The organism is Acidovorax kalamii, from assembly GCF_002245625.1.
In the GTDB taxonomy this organism is placed as follows: domain Bacteria; phylum Pseudomonadota; class Gammaproteobacteria; order Burkholderiales; family Burkholderiaceae_C; genus Acidovorax; species Acidovorax kalamii.
The window spans coordinates 208,114-224,583 of the sequence record NZ_NOIG01000004.1; the positions used below are offsets into that span (position 1 = coordinate 208,114).

General features: G+C 64.2%; 16 protein-coding genes and 1 tRNA gene. 2 read left to right on the top strand and 15 right to left on the bottom strand.

Features of this window, described 5'->3' with window-relative positions; all coding sequences use genetic code 11:
• Nucleotides 1-99: 99 nt before the first annotated feature.
• A complete protein-coding gene (locus tag CBY09_RS04055; protein WP_094286684.1) occupies nt 100-771 on the top strand; it encodes a histidine phosphatase family protein in 672 nt (223 codons plus the stop codon).
• 15 nt (nt 772-786) lie between these two features.
• On the opposite strand, the gene CBY09_RS04060 is transcribed toward CBY09_RS04055, so the two are convergent.
• From CBY09_RS04060 to CBY09_RS04105, 10 genes are all read right to left on the bottom strand, one after another.
• Nucleotides 787-1,731: a hypothetical protein gene (locus tag CBY09_RS04060; RefSeq protein WP_133066232.1), complete on the bottom strand. Its 945-nt coding sequence runs from the start codon at nt 1,729-1,731 to the stop codon at nt 787-789.
• Between the two features lie 161 nt (nt 1,732-1,892).
• Nucleotides 1,893-2,789 (bottom strand): hypothetical protein, encoded by an 897-nt coding sequence (locus tag CBY09_RS04065; RefSeq protein ID WP_240515574.1) that lies wholly within the window; start codon nt 2,787-2,789, stop codon nt 1,893-1,895.
• A gap of 296 nt (nt 2,790-3,085) precedes the next feature.
• Entirely contained in the window at nt 3,086-4,429 is a 1,344-nt protein-coding gene (locus tag CBY09_RS04070; protein WP_094286688.1) for a tetratricopeptide repeat protein, read from the bottom strand.
• A gap of 23 nt (nt 4,430-4,452) precedes the next feature.
• Nucleotides 4,453-5,061, bottom strand: a complete 609-nt coding sequence (locus CBY09_RS04075; protein ID WP_094286690.1) for a hypothetical protein — start codon at nt 5,059-5,061, stop codon at nt 4,453-4,455.
• A gap of 124 nt (nt 5,062-5,185) precedes the next feature.
• On the bottom strand, nt 5,186-6,589 hold the full coding sequence (locus CBY09_RS04080) for an amidase (protein WP_094286692.1): 1,404 nt from the start codon (nt 6,587-6,589) through the stop codon (nt 5,186-5,188).
• Nucleotides 6,590-6,968: 379 nt separating this feature from the next.
• Nucleotides 6,969-8,459, bottom strand: coding sequence for an ABC transporter substrate-binding protein (locus CBY09_RS04085; RefSeq protein ID WP_094286694.1), 1,491 nt, complete (start codon nt 8,457-8,459; stop codon nt 6,969-6,971).
• A gap of 105 nt (nt 8,460-8,564) precedes the next feature.
• Nucleotides 8,565-9,437 carry an ATP-binding cassette domain-containing protein gene (locus CBY09_RS04090; RefSeq protein WP_094286696.1) on the bottom strand — a complete coding sequence of 291 codons (873 nt, stop codon included), beginning with the start codon at nt 9,435-9,437 and terminating at the stop codon, nt 8,565-8,567.
• The gene (locus tag CBY09_RS04095; RefSeq protein WP_094286698.1) at nt 9,434-10,453 is read right to left on the bottom strand and encodes an ABC transporter ATP-binding protein; all 1,020 of its coding nucleotides are present in this window, start codon (nt 10,451-10,453) and stop codon (nt 9,434-9,436) included. The genes CBY09_RS04090 and CBY09_RS04095 overlap by 4 nt, the downstream gene beginning before the upstream one ends.
• Nucleotides 10,454-10,487: 34 nt before the next feature.
• Nucleotides 10,488-11,366 carry an ABC transporter permease gene (locus CBY09_RS04100; protein WP_094286700.1) on the bottom strand — a complete coding sequence of 293 codons (879 nt, stop codon included), beginning with the start codon at nt 11,364-11,366 and terminating at the stop codon, nt 10,488-10,490.
• Between the two features lie 5 nt (nt 11,367-11,371).
• Nucleotides 11,372-12,334 (bottom strand): ABC transporter permease, encoded by a 963-nt coding sequence (locus CBY09_RS04105; RefSeq protein ID WP_094286702.1) that lies wholly within the window; start codon nt 12,332-12,334, stop codon nt 11,372-11,374.
• Nucleotides 12,335-12,538: 204 nt separating this feature from the next.
• On the opposite strand from CBY09_RS04105, the gene CBY09_RS04110 reads away from it, so the two are divergent.
• Nucleotides 12,539-12,796 carry a YfhL family 4Fe-4S dicluster ferredoxin gene (locus tag CBY09_RS04110; RefSeq protein ID WP_094286704.1) on the top strand — a complete coding sequence of 86 codons (258 nt, stop codon included), beginning with the start codon at nt 12,539-12,541 and terminating at the stop codon, nt 12,794-12,796.
• Nucleotides 12,797-12,897: 101 nt separating this feature from the next.
• On the opposite strand, the gene pth is transcribed toward CBY09_RS04110, so the two are convergent.
• The 5 genes from pth to ispE form a co-directional block, all read right to left on the bottom strand.
• Nucleotides 12,898-13,506 (bottom strand): aminoacyl-tRNA hydrolase, encoded by a 609-nt coding sequence (pth, locus tag CBY09_RS04115; protein ID WP_094286706.1) that lies wholly within the window; start codon nt 13,504-13,506, stop codon nt 12,898-12,900.
• A gap of 155 nt (nt 13,507-13,661) precedes the next feature.
• Nucleotides 13,662-14,297, bottom strand: coding sequence for a 50S ribosomal protein L25/general stress protein Ctc (locus CBY09_RS04120; RefSeq protein WP_094286708.1), 636 nt, complete (start codon nt 14,295-14,297; stop codon nt 13,662-13,664).
• 161 nt (nt 14,298-14,458) lie between these two features.
• Nucleotides 14,459-15,433 carry a ribose-phosphate pyrophosphokinase gene (locus tag CBY09_RS04125; protein ID WP_094286710.1) on the bottom strand — a complete coding sequence of 325 codons (975 nt, stop codon included), beginning with the start codon at nt 15,431-15,433 and terminating at the stop codon, nt 14,459-14,461.
• Between the two features lie 48 nt (nt 15,434-15,481).
• Nucleotides 15,482-15,558 (bottom strand) — tRNA-Gln (locus CBY09_RS04130).
• 30 nt (nt 15,559-15,588) lie between these two features.
• A complete protein-coding gene (ispE, locus tag CBY09_RS04135; protein WP_094286712.1) occupies nt 15,589-16,446 on the bottom strand; it encodes a 4-(cytidine 5'-diphospho)-2-C-methyl-D-erythritol kinase in 858 nt (285 codons plus the stop codon).
• Between the last annotated feature and the right edge of the window lie 24 nt (nt 16,447-16,470).

Below are 16,470 nucleotides of genomic sequence, written 5' to 3' on the forward strand. Positions count from 1 at the left end.
TTGTTTTGTTATAAAAATAATAGCTATTAAGGCTTGCTGGAAGCGCGGTAGCGGCCAAAAAACCTTGCAATCATGTGTGTACATTCGATAATGGCACGCATGACTGAATTGATCCTGATCCGCCACGGAGAGACCGACTGGAACCGCGAGCTGCGCTTTCAGGGCCATGTGGACGTACCCCTCAACGCCACCGGCCACGAACAGGCCCGCCGCCTGGCCGAACGTCTGGCCGCAGAGCGCCCCGTGGTGCACCACCTCATCTGCAGCGACCTCATCCGCACCCAGCAGACCGCCACGCCCAGCCTGCAGGTGCTGTTCCCTGAGGCCCGCATCGACACCCTCACCGACAGCGCCCTGCGCGAGCAAAACTTTGGCGTGGTGGACGGCAAGCGCGTGGACGACGTCAAGCAGGAACATGCCGACGCATGGAACCAGTGGCTGCGTTTTGAAGCCGACTACGGCATGCCCGGCGGCGAGACCACCCGCCAGTTCCACACTCGCGTGATGGACGCCGTCTACCGCATCGCCCAGCAGCACAGCGGCCAGACCGTGATGGTGGTCACCCATGGCGGCGTGCTCGACATGATCTGGCGCACTGCACGCGGCACGGGGCTGGACGGCCCGCGCCAGAGCGACATCCCCAACGCGGGGCTCAACCGCGTGCGGGTCAGCGGCGAGGCGGTGGAGGTGCTGGACTGGGCCGATGTGCGGCACCTGGCGGATTTGCCGGAGCAGCCGGTGTATGACCAGACGAAGTTGGTGGTGCGGTAAGGAGGCCCGTGGTCTTTATCCGCCTGCATAGATGACACCCGGGCGTGTACCGTCCAGGTCGTCGGTGTTGGGGTCCTGCACGGGCTCCACACCAAACATGTGCCCCAGTGACACAAAGCGGTAGTTGCCGTGTCGGTCGGTATAGACGGCTAGTCCCTGCGGAGTCAGCGCGATTGGGTGCCAGTCTCCGGCGACACGTTCATCGGTTTGCTGGCTGACCAGCCTGCCGTCCGCTCCATACAGTTTCAGTTCGCCTGTGGTCGTGAGTTGTCGGCTGCCCTGCTTGTAGTTGAAAGCGCGCACCGAGTGCAGAACAAACTGCCCGCCCGGCGCCAGTGTGAGAGCAGGCTCAGGGTCGCTGCCGGGAACGCCCTCGATCTGTACGATGCTGCGCTGCGTACGGTGCAGCAGTGCGTAAGCCGCACCGTGGGCATCCTGAGAAGCGGTGTATCCGATCAGCACGGTGTTGGCAGATGTCGCGAGCGGGGTGGCAAATGTCATCGTTGCGCCGCCCGCATGTTGGTTGAGTTCCGCTCGGAGCTCAGCCGCGGGGTCGATTTCAGCCGGTTGGGGTCTCAACCGGCCGTCAGCCCCGCGTGTGATTCTGGGCGGTGTTCCGTTGAGTACATCAAAGCTGCCCAGGTCCTGTTGGCCTTGCAAGGTCCATGCAGGCACTGAGAAGTTGAGAAGGCTGTAGGACTTGTGCCCGCTCGAGTCGTCGCGCTGCAACTGGGCAGACGCAACGATGAACGCCATCCCTTCATCCTGAGCTTTGGCATCTGTTAGCGTAAAAGGTCTCGCCAAGCAGCTGTCGGGTCGCATGCCTGCTACCGGCAGCTTGGCTACAGAGGGAGGGCTGCCGCTGTGGTCTGAGAGTTGGAAGCTGGTTACTTTGGTCTGCTTCGCCAGATCCAGGTGGTCAACGGTGCCATTGCAATACACCACATACAGATGGTGCATGTTCTCTCTCCCGTCGGCAGCTGCAGCGGCACGTATTGGAGATGAACTGCTTGCATTCTGTGGGGAGCAGGCGGCCAAAACCCAGGACAAGGCGATTACGACCGTGACAGCTGGCAGACCGTGTGAGCGAGTCGCCGTGGGATTGGGGATTGTCAGCACGGTCAGAAGTCCGATTGAGCGAGCACGTTTTCCACATAGTTTGGATCGCCGACCGTGCCTCGGGCGGCTACGGGCACTCGCTCCCATTCTGCAAATCCCCGTTGTCCGCTGGAGTCCACCGTGACGAAAAGAGCGCCGTTATCAAGTCGCACCCTGTATTCATGCAAGCCATTGGCGTATCCGTTGAAGCCGCGAAGTGTGTCCAGCTCAAGTTGCTCAGGGGTGTAGTCAGGTAATTCCACAGGCAAGGCGGGTAGCCCTTGTGCGGTACGAGCGCGGTTCCATGCGGTCACCAGATTGCGAAAACGCTCTCCGCTGCGCACGTTGCGGGGGTAAGCGCGAGCAATGCGCTCCTTTTCCAAGTACAGCGCCCAGCCGCCGCGTACGTTCTCTTTCCAGCTCCAGGTTTGATCGGCAGTAGGTGCAGGGCGGGTGAGTTGGCACAAGCCAACTCCGCCAAGACCATCGCTGCTGTACTTGGGCCAGTTACCGGGCGTTCGGAATTGCTGGAGCGAGCTTTCCTGGCGCATTTTTTTGCGGAACACGGCACGGTTGGCTCCGATGCCGTTGGCGAAAGCGCGGATGGCTGTGCCCGTGGGGTTGGTTCCGGCAATCGTCCATGTTGCCTGGGCGCGCTGCTCAGTCCCTCCGGCGCGCAAAATGACTTGAACCGTCAGCATGCCGCCGCGTACTTCGGTAAAGGGAATTCGCCAACTGGCGTTGGCACTGACCTGCGGAGCGATGCGGCTGTGCTGCGTGCTTCTTCCGCCGCCGAAGGTGGCACTGGTGGCCGGTGAGCTACCGTCAAAAGCCAGGGTGGCCGACCATTCGTATATGGGAGCTGCACCCGAAGGCATGGGCTGGTTTTGTAGTGTCGCCGTCACCACTATGGTGGGCATCTCAGCCTCGGCGGTGATAGAGAAGCGTGGGCCTGCGGGCTGACTGGAAATGACGAGAGGCATGTTGGGTGCCGACTGGGTGTCTCGCTTGCTCTCTACGAGGTTGCATGTGGATGCGTCGAGTAGCACAGCCCGCAGGTCAGCATGAAGTTAGATGGCCTGAAATTGTCATTTCCAGATTCTCTGAAAACAGGGATTGACCAGTCTGAGGCTGTATCTGGGTGTGAGAGTCGTTACGCAAATCTAGGTCTGGCCTGCGTTTGCTGTAGAGCGCGTTGGGGACGCGGTTTTGGGATTCAATCCGGCAACCTCAGCGCTGCATTCACAACTTTTGCCTGCCGCGCCAGCCTCACCGACTCCGGCTGCCCATTGACCAACGGCTGCAACACGTTCTGCACCGCCGCCCACTGCCCGTTAAGCTGCAGCGCATCCAGCCAGATCTGGTGAAACAAATCCCGCTGCGCATGGCTGCCGCCAATCTCCACCAGCCGGGGCAGGGCCACGCCCAGCTTCTCCACTGCCGTCGCCCAGTCGCCCTGCGCATGCGCCAGCAGGCCGTGGGCGGCGGGCACGCACACCTGTTGCCACACGGTGTGCTCCTGTGCCTCGGTGCGGGTAGCGGCGTGGGCTTCAAGGTTGCGTTTTAGCGTGCTTGCAGCCTCCATGCGCCCGGCGCGGGCCAGGCCGTAGAGGTATTGCAGGTCCAGAAAGGGCAGCACATGGTCGGCCAGGCGCAGTGCCAGGTGGTCGGCCACGTCGGTCCAGCGCGGGCCCACATCCACGCCCGCCAGCTCCAGCCGGGCGAGCAGTGACACGGCGTTGATCTGGTCCTGGGTGTATTCCTTGACCACGCCCCACACCTGCTGGTCGTAGAGCGCCAGCACCTCGGCATGCCGGTCCTGCTCCAGCAGGAACAGCGCCTGGTGCCACCAGTTGTGCGTGACCATGAAGGAGTTCAGGCCCGTCCATGTGTCGCTCATGCTGGCCATGAAGTCGGTACCTTCGCGGATGCGGCCCTGGGTCAGCATGACGTGGGCCAGCGCGTGGTGGGCCCAGGGTTCTTTGCGGCACAGGGCGATGGCGTGGCGGGCAGATGCCTCGGCGCGGTCGAGCAAATGGCACTGCTCCCAGCCGAAGGCCAGCATGCCGTGCAGGTAGGGCACCTCGGCCGCAGCGGGCAGGGCCTGGAGCGCCAGGCGCAGCATGCCGGGCGAGTCGCCCCGGTTGAACAAATGGTATTGGCCGAGCTTGAGGGAGGCGAGGTCGCGCGGGTGTTGGCGGGCTTGCTCTTCGTGCAGTGCAATGGCGCGGGGCAGGTCGCCGTTGACCCAGGCGGCGACGGCAGCCACAAGGCGTTGTTCACGCTCCGTCGCCTCGGGGGCGTGGGCCAGGGCCTGGTCGATGAAGGGACGGGCGTTGCGCGGGGCGTCGGCCGACTCGGCAAACATGTGCAGCGCCGCGCAGCTGGCCTGCACGATGGCGCTGGTGTCGGCTGCCGCGTTCAGCACGTTCACCGCGCGGGCTTCGCAGGCGATGAAGCCTTCCACAAAGTCGTTCACGGCGGCGGCGCTGGCCGCGTCGTGCAGCGTGAGGGGATTGCCCAGGCTATCGGTCGTGCGGGTGTGCGTGGTGGATGGCATGGAGCATTGTGGAGGGCGGTGGCTCAGCTGCCTTTGATGAGTGTCAGGTAGGCGTTGCGTGTTTCCGCTGAGACAGAGGCCACGAGCTGTTCATGCGGCGTCTGGTGGCGCGCCAGCATGCGGGCGGTGGCGATGGTCTTGGACTTGCAGAACCAGTGGCAGGTGTGCTGCATGAGGAACAGCTCGGCCGTCATCATGTAGGCGCGGTCTTTGGGCGCCAGGTGGCCGGTGTTCTGCACCACGTGCGCAATGCCGCGCGCGTGCACAGCCAGGGCCTTGCGCATGTCGAAGGTGGCGGCGGGCAGCAGCTTTTCGGCAAAGGGCAGGGCAATGGAGAGGCGGCTGACCCGCGCGTCGGCTTCGCTGACTTTGGCGAACTCGGCGGCAAAGCGGCTGAATTGCTCGGCGAGCTGGGATTCGGTGGTGCTCAGCAGGCTCCAGATCTGCTGGCGGCGCTCGTCGGTGCTCTCGCCCAGGGCGCGCAGGTAACCCTCGGTCAGGGCCTCCATGAGCTTTTCGATCTGGTAGTTGGCCAGATGGCTGCCCAGCAGCGCGATGCGCTTGCGCTGCTCTTTGGCGTTGAGCATGTAGGTGCCGGTGGCGATCAGGATCGCCAGGATGAGGATGTCCATGCGGTGGGGGTGCTTGTGTGCAGGGGTTGTCGGTCTGTTGCGGTGTTGGCTGCGCCGTGCGCCGCAGGGGCGGTGCGCGGCTACCAACAAACCCCAAGGTTACCAACAACCTCTGTCCATGCTTTCAGCCCGCCGGTGGCTGGGGCCATGCCCGCTGGGGTTCGCGGATCAGCTCGAAGGCGTGCGCCACCTGCAGCACGCCCAGATCGTCAAAACGGGCACCTGCAATCTGCAGGCCAATCGGCAGGCCGGTACGGGTGTAGCCGCAGTTGACTGAGGCCGCGGGCTGCTCGGACATGTTGAATGGCACGGTGAAGCCGATGTGCTCCAGCGGCCGCAGCGGGTCGTTGGTGGGCGAGGGCAACTCGGCCTGGAAGGCCACGTTGGGCGCTACCGGCGAGATCACGTAGTCGAACGCACTGCATGCCCTGACGGCAGCCACGCGGGTGACGTGGAACTGCTGGCTGGCGTTGAAGACCTCGGTGCCGCCCATGCCCGCAGCGCTCTCGGCCCAGGCGCGGATGTAGGGCAGCACTTTCGCGCGCCGCTCAGCGGGCAGGGCCTGCAGGTCGATGTGCGAACGCATGCGCCAGAAATGGTCCATGCCGTCGAGCATGGCCTGGGTCATGAACGGTGCCATGGGAACGATGGTGGCGCCAGCGGCTTCCATGAGCTGGGCTGCGCGCTCCACGGCGGCTTTCACTTCGGGCTCCACGGGCAGGCCACAGCCCGCATCCAGCAGCAGGCCAATGCGCAGGCCGCGCAGGCGCTCGGCACCTTTGTTGAACTGGCTCCAGGCGATGTCCTGGGCGGGCAGGCTCATGCTGTCGCGCGCATCGGGCTGGCTCAGCACCTGCATCATCAGCGCGGCGTCGGCCACGGTGCGGGTCATGGGGCCAGCGGCGCGGCCGGTGTAGGGTGGGTCGATAGGGATGCGGCCCAGGCTGGGCTTGAGGCTGAAGATGCCACACCAGCTGGCGGGCAGGCGCAGCGAGCCACCGATGTCGGTGCCGATGTGCAGCGGGCCATAGCCAGCGGCGGCCGCAGCACCACCGCCTGCGCTGGAGCCACCGGGCCCTTTGCTCACATCCCACGGGTTGCGCGACAGCGGGTGGAAGCTGGACAGGCCCGAGGACAACATGCCGTAGTCGGGCATGGTGGTCTTGGCGACGATGACGGCACCCGCCTCGCGCATGCGGGCGGCGGGCGGGGCGTCGGCTGTGGCGGGCACCAGCTCCACCGCTGCCGTGCCCAGCGGCGTGGGGTCGCCCTCGGTGGCAATGTTTTCCTTGATGGTGCTGGGCACGCCGTCCAGCAGCCCCTTGGGCTCGCCGCGCAGCCAGCGGGCCTCGGACGCGCGGGCCTGCGCGAGCGCAGCGTCGGGACGCAGCAGGTAAGTGGCCTGGATGTGGGGTTCCCAGCGTTCGATGTGCGCCAGCACGGCCTGCGTGACCTCCACGGGGGACAGCGTGCGCTGGCGGTAGGCGGCCAGGAGTTCGTGGGCGGGCAGATCGTGCAGGGCGGTCATGTCGGGAGTTTTACAAGCAAAAAAGGCTGCTACCGCCTATTGGTAAAGCGCTGGCAGCTATTGTTTCAGGAGCAGTCCGCTCCTGCAGGTTTTAGATTGGCTAACAGAACTCTTCTGGCGTTGTTGCCGCGTCTTGTCGTACTACTCGTACTGCCTGCGACGCGGCGCCTAGCCAGAACCGCTTCGCTGAGTTTTGTTAACCGCTCTTAGTGATCCATGGCGCCGCGCGCCACCTGCAGCCCTTGAAACCGGCGCGGCCCAGGCGCGTGCAGCCGCGCAAGGGCCGCCCCGCCGCGCTGGCTGCGTCCCCCTGCCCGCATCGCGTAGCGATGCGAGAGCGGGGGGAAGGCCCGTAGGGCCTCAGGGGGGTGTCCGAATGTCACGACCAGGACAGCGCCGAGATGTCGTTCACGAACACCGGCATGTCTTTCCACAGGCCCTTGAGGTTCTTGTTGGCCACCGTGATCCACTGGTTGGAGTACAGGAAGGCGTGCACCGAGTCCTCGGCCAGCAGGCGCTGTGCATCGCCCAGCAGCTTGGCGCGGTCAGCAGGGCGGGCGGCGTTCTTGATCTGGTTGAACAGGTCGTTGAACTTGGGCGAGTTGTAGGCCCAGTAGTAGTCGGGCTTGGCAAAGTTGCCCAGGTCGAACGGCTCGACATGGCTGATCACGGTCAGGTCGTAGTTCTTGCTGCCGTAGGTGCCGCTGAGCCACTGTGCCCATTCCACGTTCTGGATCTTGGCGATGATGCCGACCTTGGCCAGCTGGGCGGCAATCACCTCGCCACCCTGGCGTGCGTAGGGCGTGGGGGGCAGCGTCATGGTCAGCTCCAGCGGGGTCTTGATGCCCGCCTCGGCCAGCAGTTTCTTGGACTTTTCGATGTCAAACGGGTTGACGCCCGTGGTGTCCACGTAGCCAAAAGCGCCGGGCACATAGTGGCTGCCGATGGGCGCGCCGTAGCCGTCGCCCGCACCTTCGATCACCGCCTTGCGGTCAATGGCGGCGGCAATGGCGCGGCGCACGCGCACATCCTGAAGCGGCTGCTTGCCGTTGTTGATCGCCAGAATGGTCTTGGCACGCGAGCCTGCCACGATCACCTGGTATTTCGGATTGGCCTTGAACTGCGCCACGCTGCGCGGCGTGACGCGGGGGAAGGCGTCCACGTCGCCCGCCAGCAAGGCAGCCACCTGGGCAGCGGGGTCGGAGATGAAGCGGAAGGTGGCGCGCTTGATCTTGATGGCCTTGGCATCGCGGTAGTCGGCCCAGGCCGTGAGCACCACGGACGAGCCCTTGTTCCACGCTTGCAGCTGGTAGGGGCCGGTGCCCACGGGCTTGTTGGCATTGGTGTCGGCGCTCTTGGGCTCCACGATGATGGAGGTGGCCTGGCCCAGCACGAACAGCAGGTCGGGGTCGATCTCCTTGTTGAGCAGCACCACGGTGTAGTCGTCCACCACCTGGGTGGTCAGGCCTGCGAACGTGCGCTTGTCCTTGTTGGTGCTCTTCTCGCCGCCCGCGCGGTCGTACGAGAACTTGACGGCCGCAGCGGTGAAGGGCTCGCCGTTCTGGAACTTCACGCCACGGCGCAGCTTGAAGGTGTAGGTCTTGAGGTCGGGCGAGACCTCCCAGCTTTCGGCCAGCAGGGGCGACACGCTGCCGTCGGGGTTGATCTTGGTGAGCGTCTCGAAGATGTTGTACTGCACGATCTCGGCGATGGCAGACGCTGCACCGGCGGTGGGGTCCAGGCCTGGGGGCTCCAGCGTCATCGCGAGCGTCACCGCATCTTTGCGGCCCTGCGCCAGGGCGCTGAGCGGGGTGGACAGGGGCACGGCGGCAATCGCGCCAGTGGCAAGGACGGTACGGCGGTTCAGCATGTTCGGACTCTCCAGACAAAAAACCAGACAACAACCATAAAAACCCCGGTGCAATTTGTTACCGGGGAGGAAAAAAGCTTTTTACACCATCACACCTGTATTTGGTTATGCGGTTTTTGCCGTTGCTGCTGCGGCGGCGGCAGCCGCACGGCGCGCCCGTGCGCGGCCTGGCAACACCTGCGGCACGGCACCCACCAGCGACTGTGTGTAGGGGTGCTGCGCGTTGCGGAACAGCTCGCCCGGCGAGCCGCGCTCCACGATGCGCCCCTGGTACAGCACCACCACCTCGTCACACAGGTGGTTGACCACCGCCAGGTCGTGGCTGATGAGCATGTAGGTGATGCCGAACTGCTGCTGCAGGTCCTGCATCAGGTTGAGCACCTGGGCCTGCACCGACACGTCGAGCGCGCTCACGGGCTCGTCGGCCACGATGAGGCGGGGCCGGGTGATGAGGGCCCGTGCGATCGCGATGCGCTGGCGCTGGCCGCCAGAAAACTCGTGCGGGTATTTGCCCAGGTCGTTGGTGCGCAGGCCCACCTGCGACAGCACCTGGGCCGCCTGCTCGCGCTGCTCGGCACGCGTGGTCTGGCCTTGCGCCTGCAGCGGTTCGGTCACGATGCGCTCCACGGTCTGGCGCGGGTCCAGCGACCCGTAGGGGTCCTGGAACACCATCTGGAAGTCGCGCCGCGCCTGGCGCAGTTGCTCGGCGGGCAACTGGTGCAGGTTGCGGCCCAGCAGTTCCACCGTGCCAGCAGTCGGTGCATCCAGCGCCATCACCAGCCGCGCAAGCGTGGACTTGCCCGAGCCCGATTCGCCCACCACACCCAGACTGCGGCCAGCGGCGATGGAAAAGCTCACGCCATTGAGGGCCTGCACCGTGCCCGGCGGGCGAAACAGATGCTCGCGGGGCAGTGTGTATTCGCGCACCAGGTCGGTCACCTGGAGCAGCGGGCCGGCCTGATGTTGGATGTCGCTCATGCTGCCACCTCCACGCTGCGGGCTTCGGCAATGGCTTCGCGGCGCAGGCAGCGCACAGCGTGGTCACCGTCAGCATCGGTGGCCACAACCGTGACAGGGGGCGGCTCGTGGTGGCAGGCGTCGATGGTGTAGCCGCAGCGGCCTGCAAAGGGGCAGCCTGCGGGCAGGTCCACCAGTTCAGGCACGGTGCCTGGGATGGTGGACAGCCGGGGGCGCTGGCCGGGCGCATGCACGGCACCCAGGTGGGGGCGCGCCGCAAACAGGCCCCGGGTGTAGGGGTGCGCCATGGCCGAGAAAACGGATGCGGTGGAGCCGCTCTCCACCACGCTGCCGCCGTACATCACCATCATGCGGTCCACGTTCTGCGAGATCACGCCCAGGTCGTGCGAGATCAGGATCATGGCCATGTTGCGTTCGGCCACCAGGTCGCTGATGAGGTCCAGGATCTGCTGCTGGATGGTCACATCCAGCGCCGTGGTGGGCTCGTCGGCAATCAGCAGGTCGGGCCCGCAGGCCAGCGCCATCGCAATGGTGATGCGCTGGCGCTGCCCGCCGGAAAACTGGTGTGGATAGGCATCGATGCGCTGCGCCGCGTTGGGGATGCCCACGCGGTCCAGCAGTGCAATGGCCTCCTTGCGGGCGCTGGCCGCGTCCATGCCCCGGTGCAGGCGCAGGGGCTCTGCCACCTGGCGGCCAATGGTGTGCACGGGGTTCAGGGCCGTCATGGGCTCCTGGAACACCATGCCAATGCGGTTGCCGCGCAGCTGGCACATCTGCGCATCGGTGCGTCCCACCAGCTCTTGGCCGTCAAAGCGGATGCTGCCGGTGACCTGTGCGCTGTCGGGCAGCAGGCCCATGAGCGACATGGCGGTGATGGACTTGCCACAGCCGGATTCGCCGATCAGGCCCAGGGTTTCACCGCGCGCCAGCGAAAAGCTCACGCCGCGCACGGCGTCGGCGGGGCCCCGGTGCGTCTGCAGGCGGATGCGGAGGTTGGAGACTTCTAACAGGGACATCGTGGGGTGCGGGTGGTCTTCGGTGCGGGGGCTGTCAGCGCTTGCGAGAGAGGCGGGGGTCGAGCAAATCACGCAGGCCGTCGCCCAGCAGGTTCAGCCCCAGCACGGCCAGCGCAATCGCCACGCCCGGCCACACGGCCAGCAGCGGGGCCTGGAACATCAAGGTCTGGGCCTCGCTGAGCATGCGGCCCCAGGAGGGCTGGGGCGGCTGTGTGCCCAGGCCCAGGTACGACAGGGCGGCCTCGGCCAGGATGGCCAGCGCGAACTGGATGGTCGTCTGCACGATGAGCACCGACAGGATGTTGGGCAGCACATGCTCCAGCGTGATGCGCCAGGTGCCTTTGCCACAAGCCCGCGCGGCCAGGATGTACTCACGTGCCCACACGGCGTTGGCCGAGGCGCGGGTGACACGCGCAAACGTCGGGATATAGAAGATGCCGATGGCGATGATCGAATTGACGATGCCTGCGCCAAACACCGCCGTCATCATGATGGCCAGCAGCAGCGCGGGGAAGGCAAACGTGAAGTCCGCCAGCCGCATGATGATTTCTTCCACCCAGCCGCGCTTGGCCGCCGCCAGCAAGCCCAGCGCCGTGCCGATGGTGAGGCCGATGCCCACTGCGATCACGCCCACCAGGATGGAGTTGCGCGCACCGACCATCAGCAGCGAGGCCACATCGCGCCCGAACGCATCCGTGCCCAGCCAGTGCTTGCCGGAAGGGCCGCTCAGCTTGTTCGCCAGATCCATGTCGTAGGGGGACCAAGGCGTCCAGACCAGCGACAGGGCAGCGGTGGCCACCAGCAGCAGCGACAGCACGGCACCAATGACAAAGCTGCGGTGGCGCAGCGCGCGGTACAGCCAACTCGGTGCCGAGGTGGTTGCAGGGGAAGGGGAGGAAATAGCGGCGCTCATGGGGATCAGATGTCGGATGCCTTCACGCGGGGGTCGATCACGGCGTACAACACGTCCACCACGAAGTTCACGATGATGACCATGGCGGCGAGCAGCATCACGCAGTTGCGCACCACGATCAGGTCGCGGTTGGAAATCGACTGGAAGATCAAACGGCCCAGGCCGGGCAGGTAGAACACGTTCTCCACCACGATGGTGCCCGCCAGCAGGGAGGCAAACTGCAGCCCCATCACGGTGACCACCGGGATCATCGCGTTGCGCAGCACATGGCCCCAGAGCGCTGCGCGCTGCGTCAGGCCCTTGGCGCGGGCCGTGCGCACAAAGTCTTCACGCAGCACCTCCAGCACGGCCGAGCGGGTGATGCGCGCCAGGATGGCAGCCTGCACCACGGCCAGCGCAATGGCGGGCAGCAGCAGTGCCTTTAGGGCTTCGAGCGGGCTGCCTCCGGCGTCTTCCGTCCAGCCCGGAAAGCCGCCGGCCGAGAACCACTGCAGCTTCACCGAGAACAGCAGGATCAGCAGGATGGCGAACCAGAAGTTGGGGATGGCAATGCCGATCTGGGCCAGGCCCATCACGCCCACGTCGCCCACCTTGTTGTGGCGTGCCGCGGCGTACACACCAGCGGCCAGGGCCAGCACCGTGGTGATGACCATGGCCATCAGCGCCAGCGGCACGGTGAGGGCCAGGCGCTCCAGCACCAGGTCGAGCACGGGCGAGCTGTAGGCGTAGCTGTCGCCCATGTTGCCCACCACCAGGCCACTGACCCATTGCCAGTAGCGCAGGCTGGCGGGCTGGTCCAGCCCCAGCTTGCTGGCCAGCGCAGCCACGGCATCGGGCGAGGCGTCGGGGCCCATGAGCATCTGCGCGGCGTTGCCCGGCAGGATCTCCAGCACCAGGAACACAACAATGGATGCGCCAATCAGTGTGGCCAGGAGGGTGGCAAACCGTTTGAGGAAAAACAGACCCATGGAGCAGGCGGTGGAGGAGGGTGATACGCGAGCGCGTAAAAATTAATGTGTATACACAGCATAACGGTAAAAACGTCCCCGTCAGCGGTGGTGGGTTGCAGTGTGGCACGCAAGGCACATGCCACCGCGCGGGATAATACGGAGCATGAACTGCGCCGTGTACCCCATTGCCCTTGTGTCTGGCCCCGCGCCCAGGGAGGCCGTATGGCGCTGATGATCACCGACGAGTGCATCAACTGCGATGTGTGCGAGCCCGAGTGCCCCAACCAGGCGATCTATCTGGGGCAGGAGATCTACGAAATCGACCCGAACAAGTGCACGGAATGTGTGGGGCATTTCGACGAGCCCCAGTGTGTGCAGGTCTGCCCCGTGGCCTGCATCCCCGTGAACCCGCAGCATGTGGAAAACCGCGAGACGCTGTGGCAGAAGTTCCAGCGCCTGCAGGCGTCGGCTGCAGGCTGATTCTCAAGGTTTTTTGGCCGCTACCGCGCGACCATCAAGCGCTTTAAGCTATCAAAAATATAGTGATTGGCAGTTGAGCCAGTCGCTGTCCCGGTCGCTGATCAGTCTTCCACCGGGCGCACAGGCTTGGGGCGGGGTGGCTTGGTGGTGTGGATCAGCAGGGTGGCCTTGTCCATCTCGCCTGCCAGCATGGCGGGGTAGGCCTTGAGCGAATGGCTGATGCAGTCCTCGATCAGTGTGCGCTGGTCGGGCGACGGCTTCTTCAGCACCCAGTTGGCGACTTCGCTCTTCACGCCGGGGTGGCCGATGCCGATGCGCAGGCGCCAGTAGTCGGGCGAGCCCAGCTGGCCGTGGATGTCGCGCAGGCCGTTGTGCCCCGCGTGGCTGCCGCCGCGCTTGAGCTTGACCTGGCCGGGGGGGATGTCCAGCTCATCGTGCACCACCAGGATTTCCTCGGGCTGGATCTTGAAGAACCGCGCGAGCGAGGCGACGGATTTGCCCGAAAGGTTCATGAAGGTCTGAGGCTGCAGCAACCATACGGTCTGGCCATGCACCGTGGTGCGTGCCACCAGCCCGTGGTAGCTGCGCTCGGGCACCAGCGTAGCCTTGAGTTCGCGCGCCAGGGCATCAATCCACCAGAATCCGGCGTTGTGGCGGGTCGCTTCGTAGTCGGGCCCCGGGTTTCCTAGGCCTACAAACAGCTTGATCATGGGCGGGATTATCCGTGTGCGAATAGTGGCGGAGAGGCGGGGGTACGCGGGTGCTGAAAAACAAACGGCCCACCGAGGTGGGCCGTTGGTCAGGCCGGATCCGCCGAGACGGGGCCTGAATGGAAAGGCGAGTGGATCAGCGAGGGGCTGATTGATTACTTCTTGCCCTTGCCCTTGCCCTTGGCGTCGGCAGCAGGTGCTGCGTCAGCAGGGGTTTCGACGATCACGGCGGGAGGCACAACCGACACCAGCACGGGATTGTTGTTCTGGCCACCGCGGATCTTGGCCGTCACGCCCTTGGGCAGCTTGACGTCCTTCAGGTGCAGGGAGGCACCCTTTTCCAGCTTGGACAGGTCCACAGCGATGAATTCGGGCAGGTCCGAAGGCATGCAGGTCACGTCCAGTTCGTTCACGATCGGGTTGACCATGCACTTGTCCACCTTGACGGCGTTGGACTCTTCAGCACCGCTGTAGTGCAGTGGCACTTTCAGGTGCAGTTTGGTCTTGTCGTCCACGCGCTGGAAGTCGATGTGCAGCACCAGTTGCTTGTAGGGGTGGTATTGCACGTCGCGCAGCACGACCTTGGAGGTGGCGCCCGCCACTTCCATGTCCAGCACGCTGGAGTGGAAAGCTTCCTTCTTGAGGGCGTGCCACAGGGCGTTGTGGTCGATCTCGATCAGTTGGGGTTCGGTGGTGCCACCGTACACGATGCCAGGCGTCTTGCCCGAGTTGCGCAGACGGCGGCTCGCACCCGTACCCTGCTTGGCGCGCTCAAAAGCGACGAAGTTCATAGTTAGCTCCTGGAAAGAGGCGACCGCGACCAGTCATCCTCTGTTTTAAAAAGGCTTGCAGCATCATCGCCGCCCGCCCACTGGTTGTTCCCAAACAGACAACAAGCCTCCCGCAGGAGGCTTGTGTGCAACCGCTGTGCATCGCTCCCGGCGGGAGCGGGTCAGAACAGGTTGTCTTGGTCCGAGAACAGGCTCATCACCGACTCACCCTTGGCAATGCGCTGGATCGTCTCGGCGATCAGCGGGGCCACGGAGAGCTGGCGAATCTTGGTGCATCCCTTGGCGTTGTCGCTCAGGGGGATGGTGTTGGTCACGACCACTTCATCCAGGGCCGTGCCCTTGGCGATGCGTTCAATGGCGGGACCCGAGAAAATGGGGTGCGTGCAATACGCGTACACGCTCTTGGCGCCGCGCTCTTTCAGCACTTCGGCAGCCTTCACCAGCGTACCGGCGGTGTCGATCATGTCGTCCATGATCACGCAGTTGCGGCCTTCGATTTCGCCGATCACGTGCATGACTTCCGACACGTTGGCCTTGGGGCGGCGCTTGTCGATGATGGCCAGATCGCAGCCCAGCTGCTTGGCCAGGGCACGGGCACGCACCACGCCGCCCACGTCGGGCGAGACAACGATCAGATCCTCGTAGTTCTTCTGGCGCAGATCGCCAAGCAGAACCGGAGAGGCATAGATGTTGTCCACGGGGATGTCGAAGAAACCCTGGATCTGGTCAGCATGCAGGTCCATGGTCAGCACGCGCGCCACACCCACGGCCTGCAGCATGTTGGCCACGACCTTGGCGGTGATGGGCACGCGGGTGGAGCGGGGGCGGCGGTCCTGGCGGGCGTAGCCGAAGTAGGGGATCACGGCGCTGATGCGCTCAGCCGATGCGCGCTTGAGCGCATCGACCATGATCAGCAGTTCCATCAGGTTTTCGTTGGTGGGTGCGCAGGTGGACTGCACCACGAAAACATCGCGCGCACGCACGTTTTGCTTGATTTCGACGGTGACTTCACCATCAGAGAAGCGACCCACGTCGGCTGCACCCAGGGTGGTGCCGAGGTGCTGGGCAATTTCAGCTGCCATGCCAGGATTGGCATTGCCAGTGAAAACCATGAAGTCGGGGTGATTGGCTTGCATGAGAGTCCCAGCAATCTGAAAAAAAAGCCCGTACGCGAGAAGATTATTTGGCAGGGGAAGAAGGATTCGAACCTTCGCATGCCGGAATCAAAATCCGGTGCCTTAACCAGCTTGGCGACTCCCCTACACAGGTCAACTGCTGAAAGCAGCCAACCTTAATTCTCGTCTGACGCCCACCCTGCCAGAGGATGAATCATCAGGTTTTCACATGCTTTGACTTGCCAGCCTTCGGGGGCGTTGTTCAAGTCCACTTCATGTGACATTCGCGCAAACACTGCACTTCCAGAGCCTGTCATTCTAGCCTGTAATCCTCGGTCCTGAAGCCATTCGATGGCTTGTGTGACTTCTTGGCAGATGGCCTGAGCAACTGGCTGCAAGTCGTTTCGACCAAAGTCAAAGTGTTCTGCAGCAAAGCCTAAGATTGTAGCACTATCTGAATCGCGTTTCAAATTCGGTGACGAAAAAATTAATTTTGTCTCCAAACCTGCTGCGGGCTTCACGATGGCAAAGCGCGCTTGCGGCAGTTGGTGTGCTTTCTCAAGCGGCGTGATTGTCTCACCAATTCCTTCTACCCAAGCGTTGTTGCCGCGTAAAAAAAAGGGAATGTCTGCACCGAGCTGCAAGCCGATCGTTTCCAGTGCGCTGCGTGGCAGGTCGAGACCCCACAGGCGGTTCAAGGCGAGCAGTGCTGTCGCTGCGTCGGACGAGCCTCCACCCATGCCGGCTTGAGCGGGAATGCGCTTGAGAACGCCGATGTGAGCGCCCAGCGTGCAGCCCGTAGCGGCTTTTAGTGCATGTGCCGCGCGCAGTGTCAGGTCCATCTCGGGCAATGGGGCACCCAGGTCTTCCCTGGAGATGCTGCCATCGGCGCGTCGTTCGAAATGCAGGGTGTCGCACCAGTCCACCAGCATGAAGACTGACTGGAGCAGGTGGTAGCCGTCGGCGCGTCGCCCGGTGATGTGCAGAAACAGATTGAGCTTGGCCGGAGCCGGCACGTCGTACAGCGCTTGCATCGCAGAATGGGAAAGGGTGGCGTA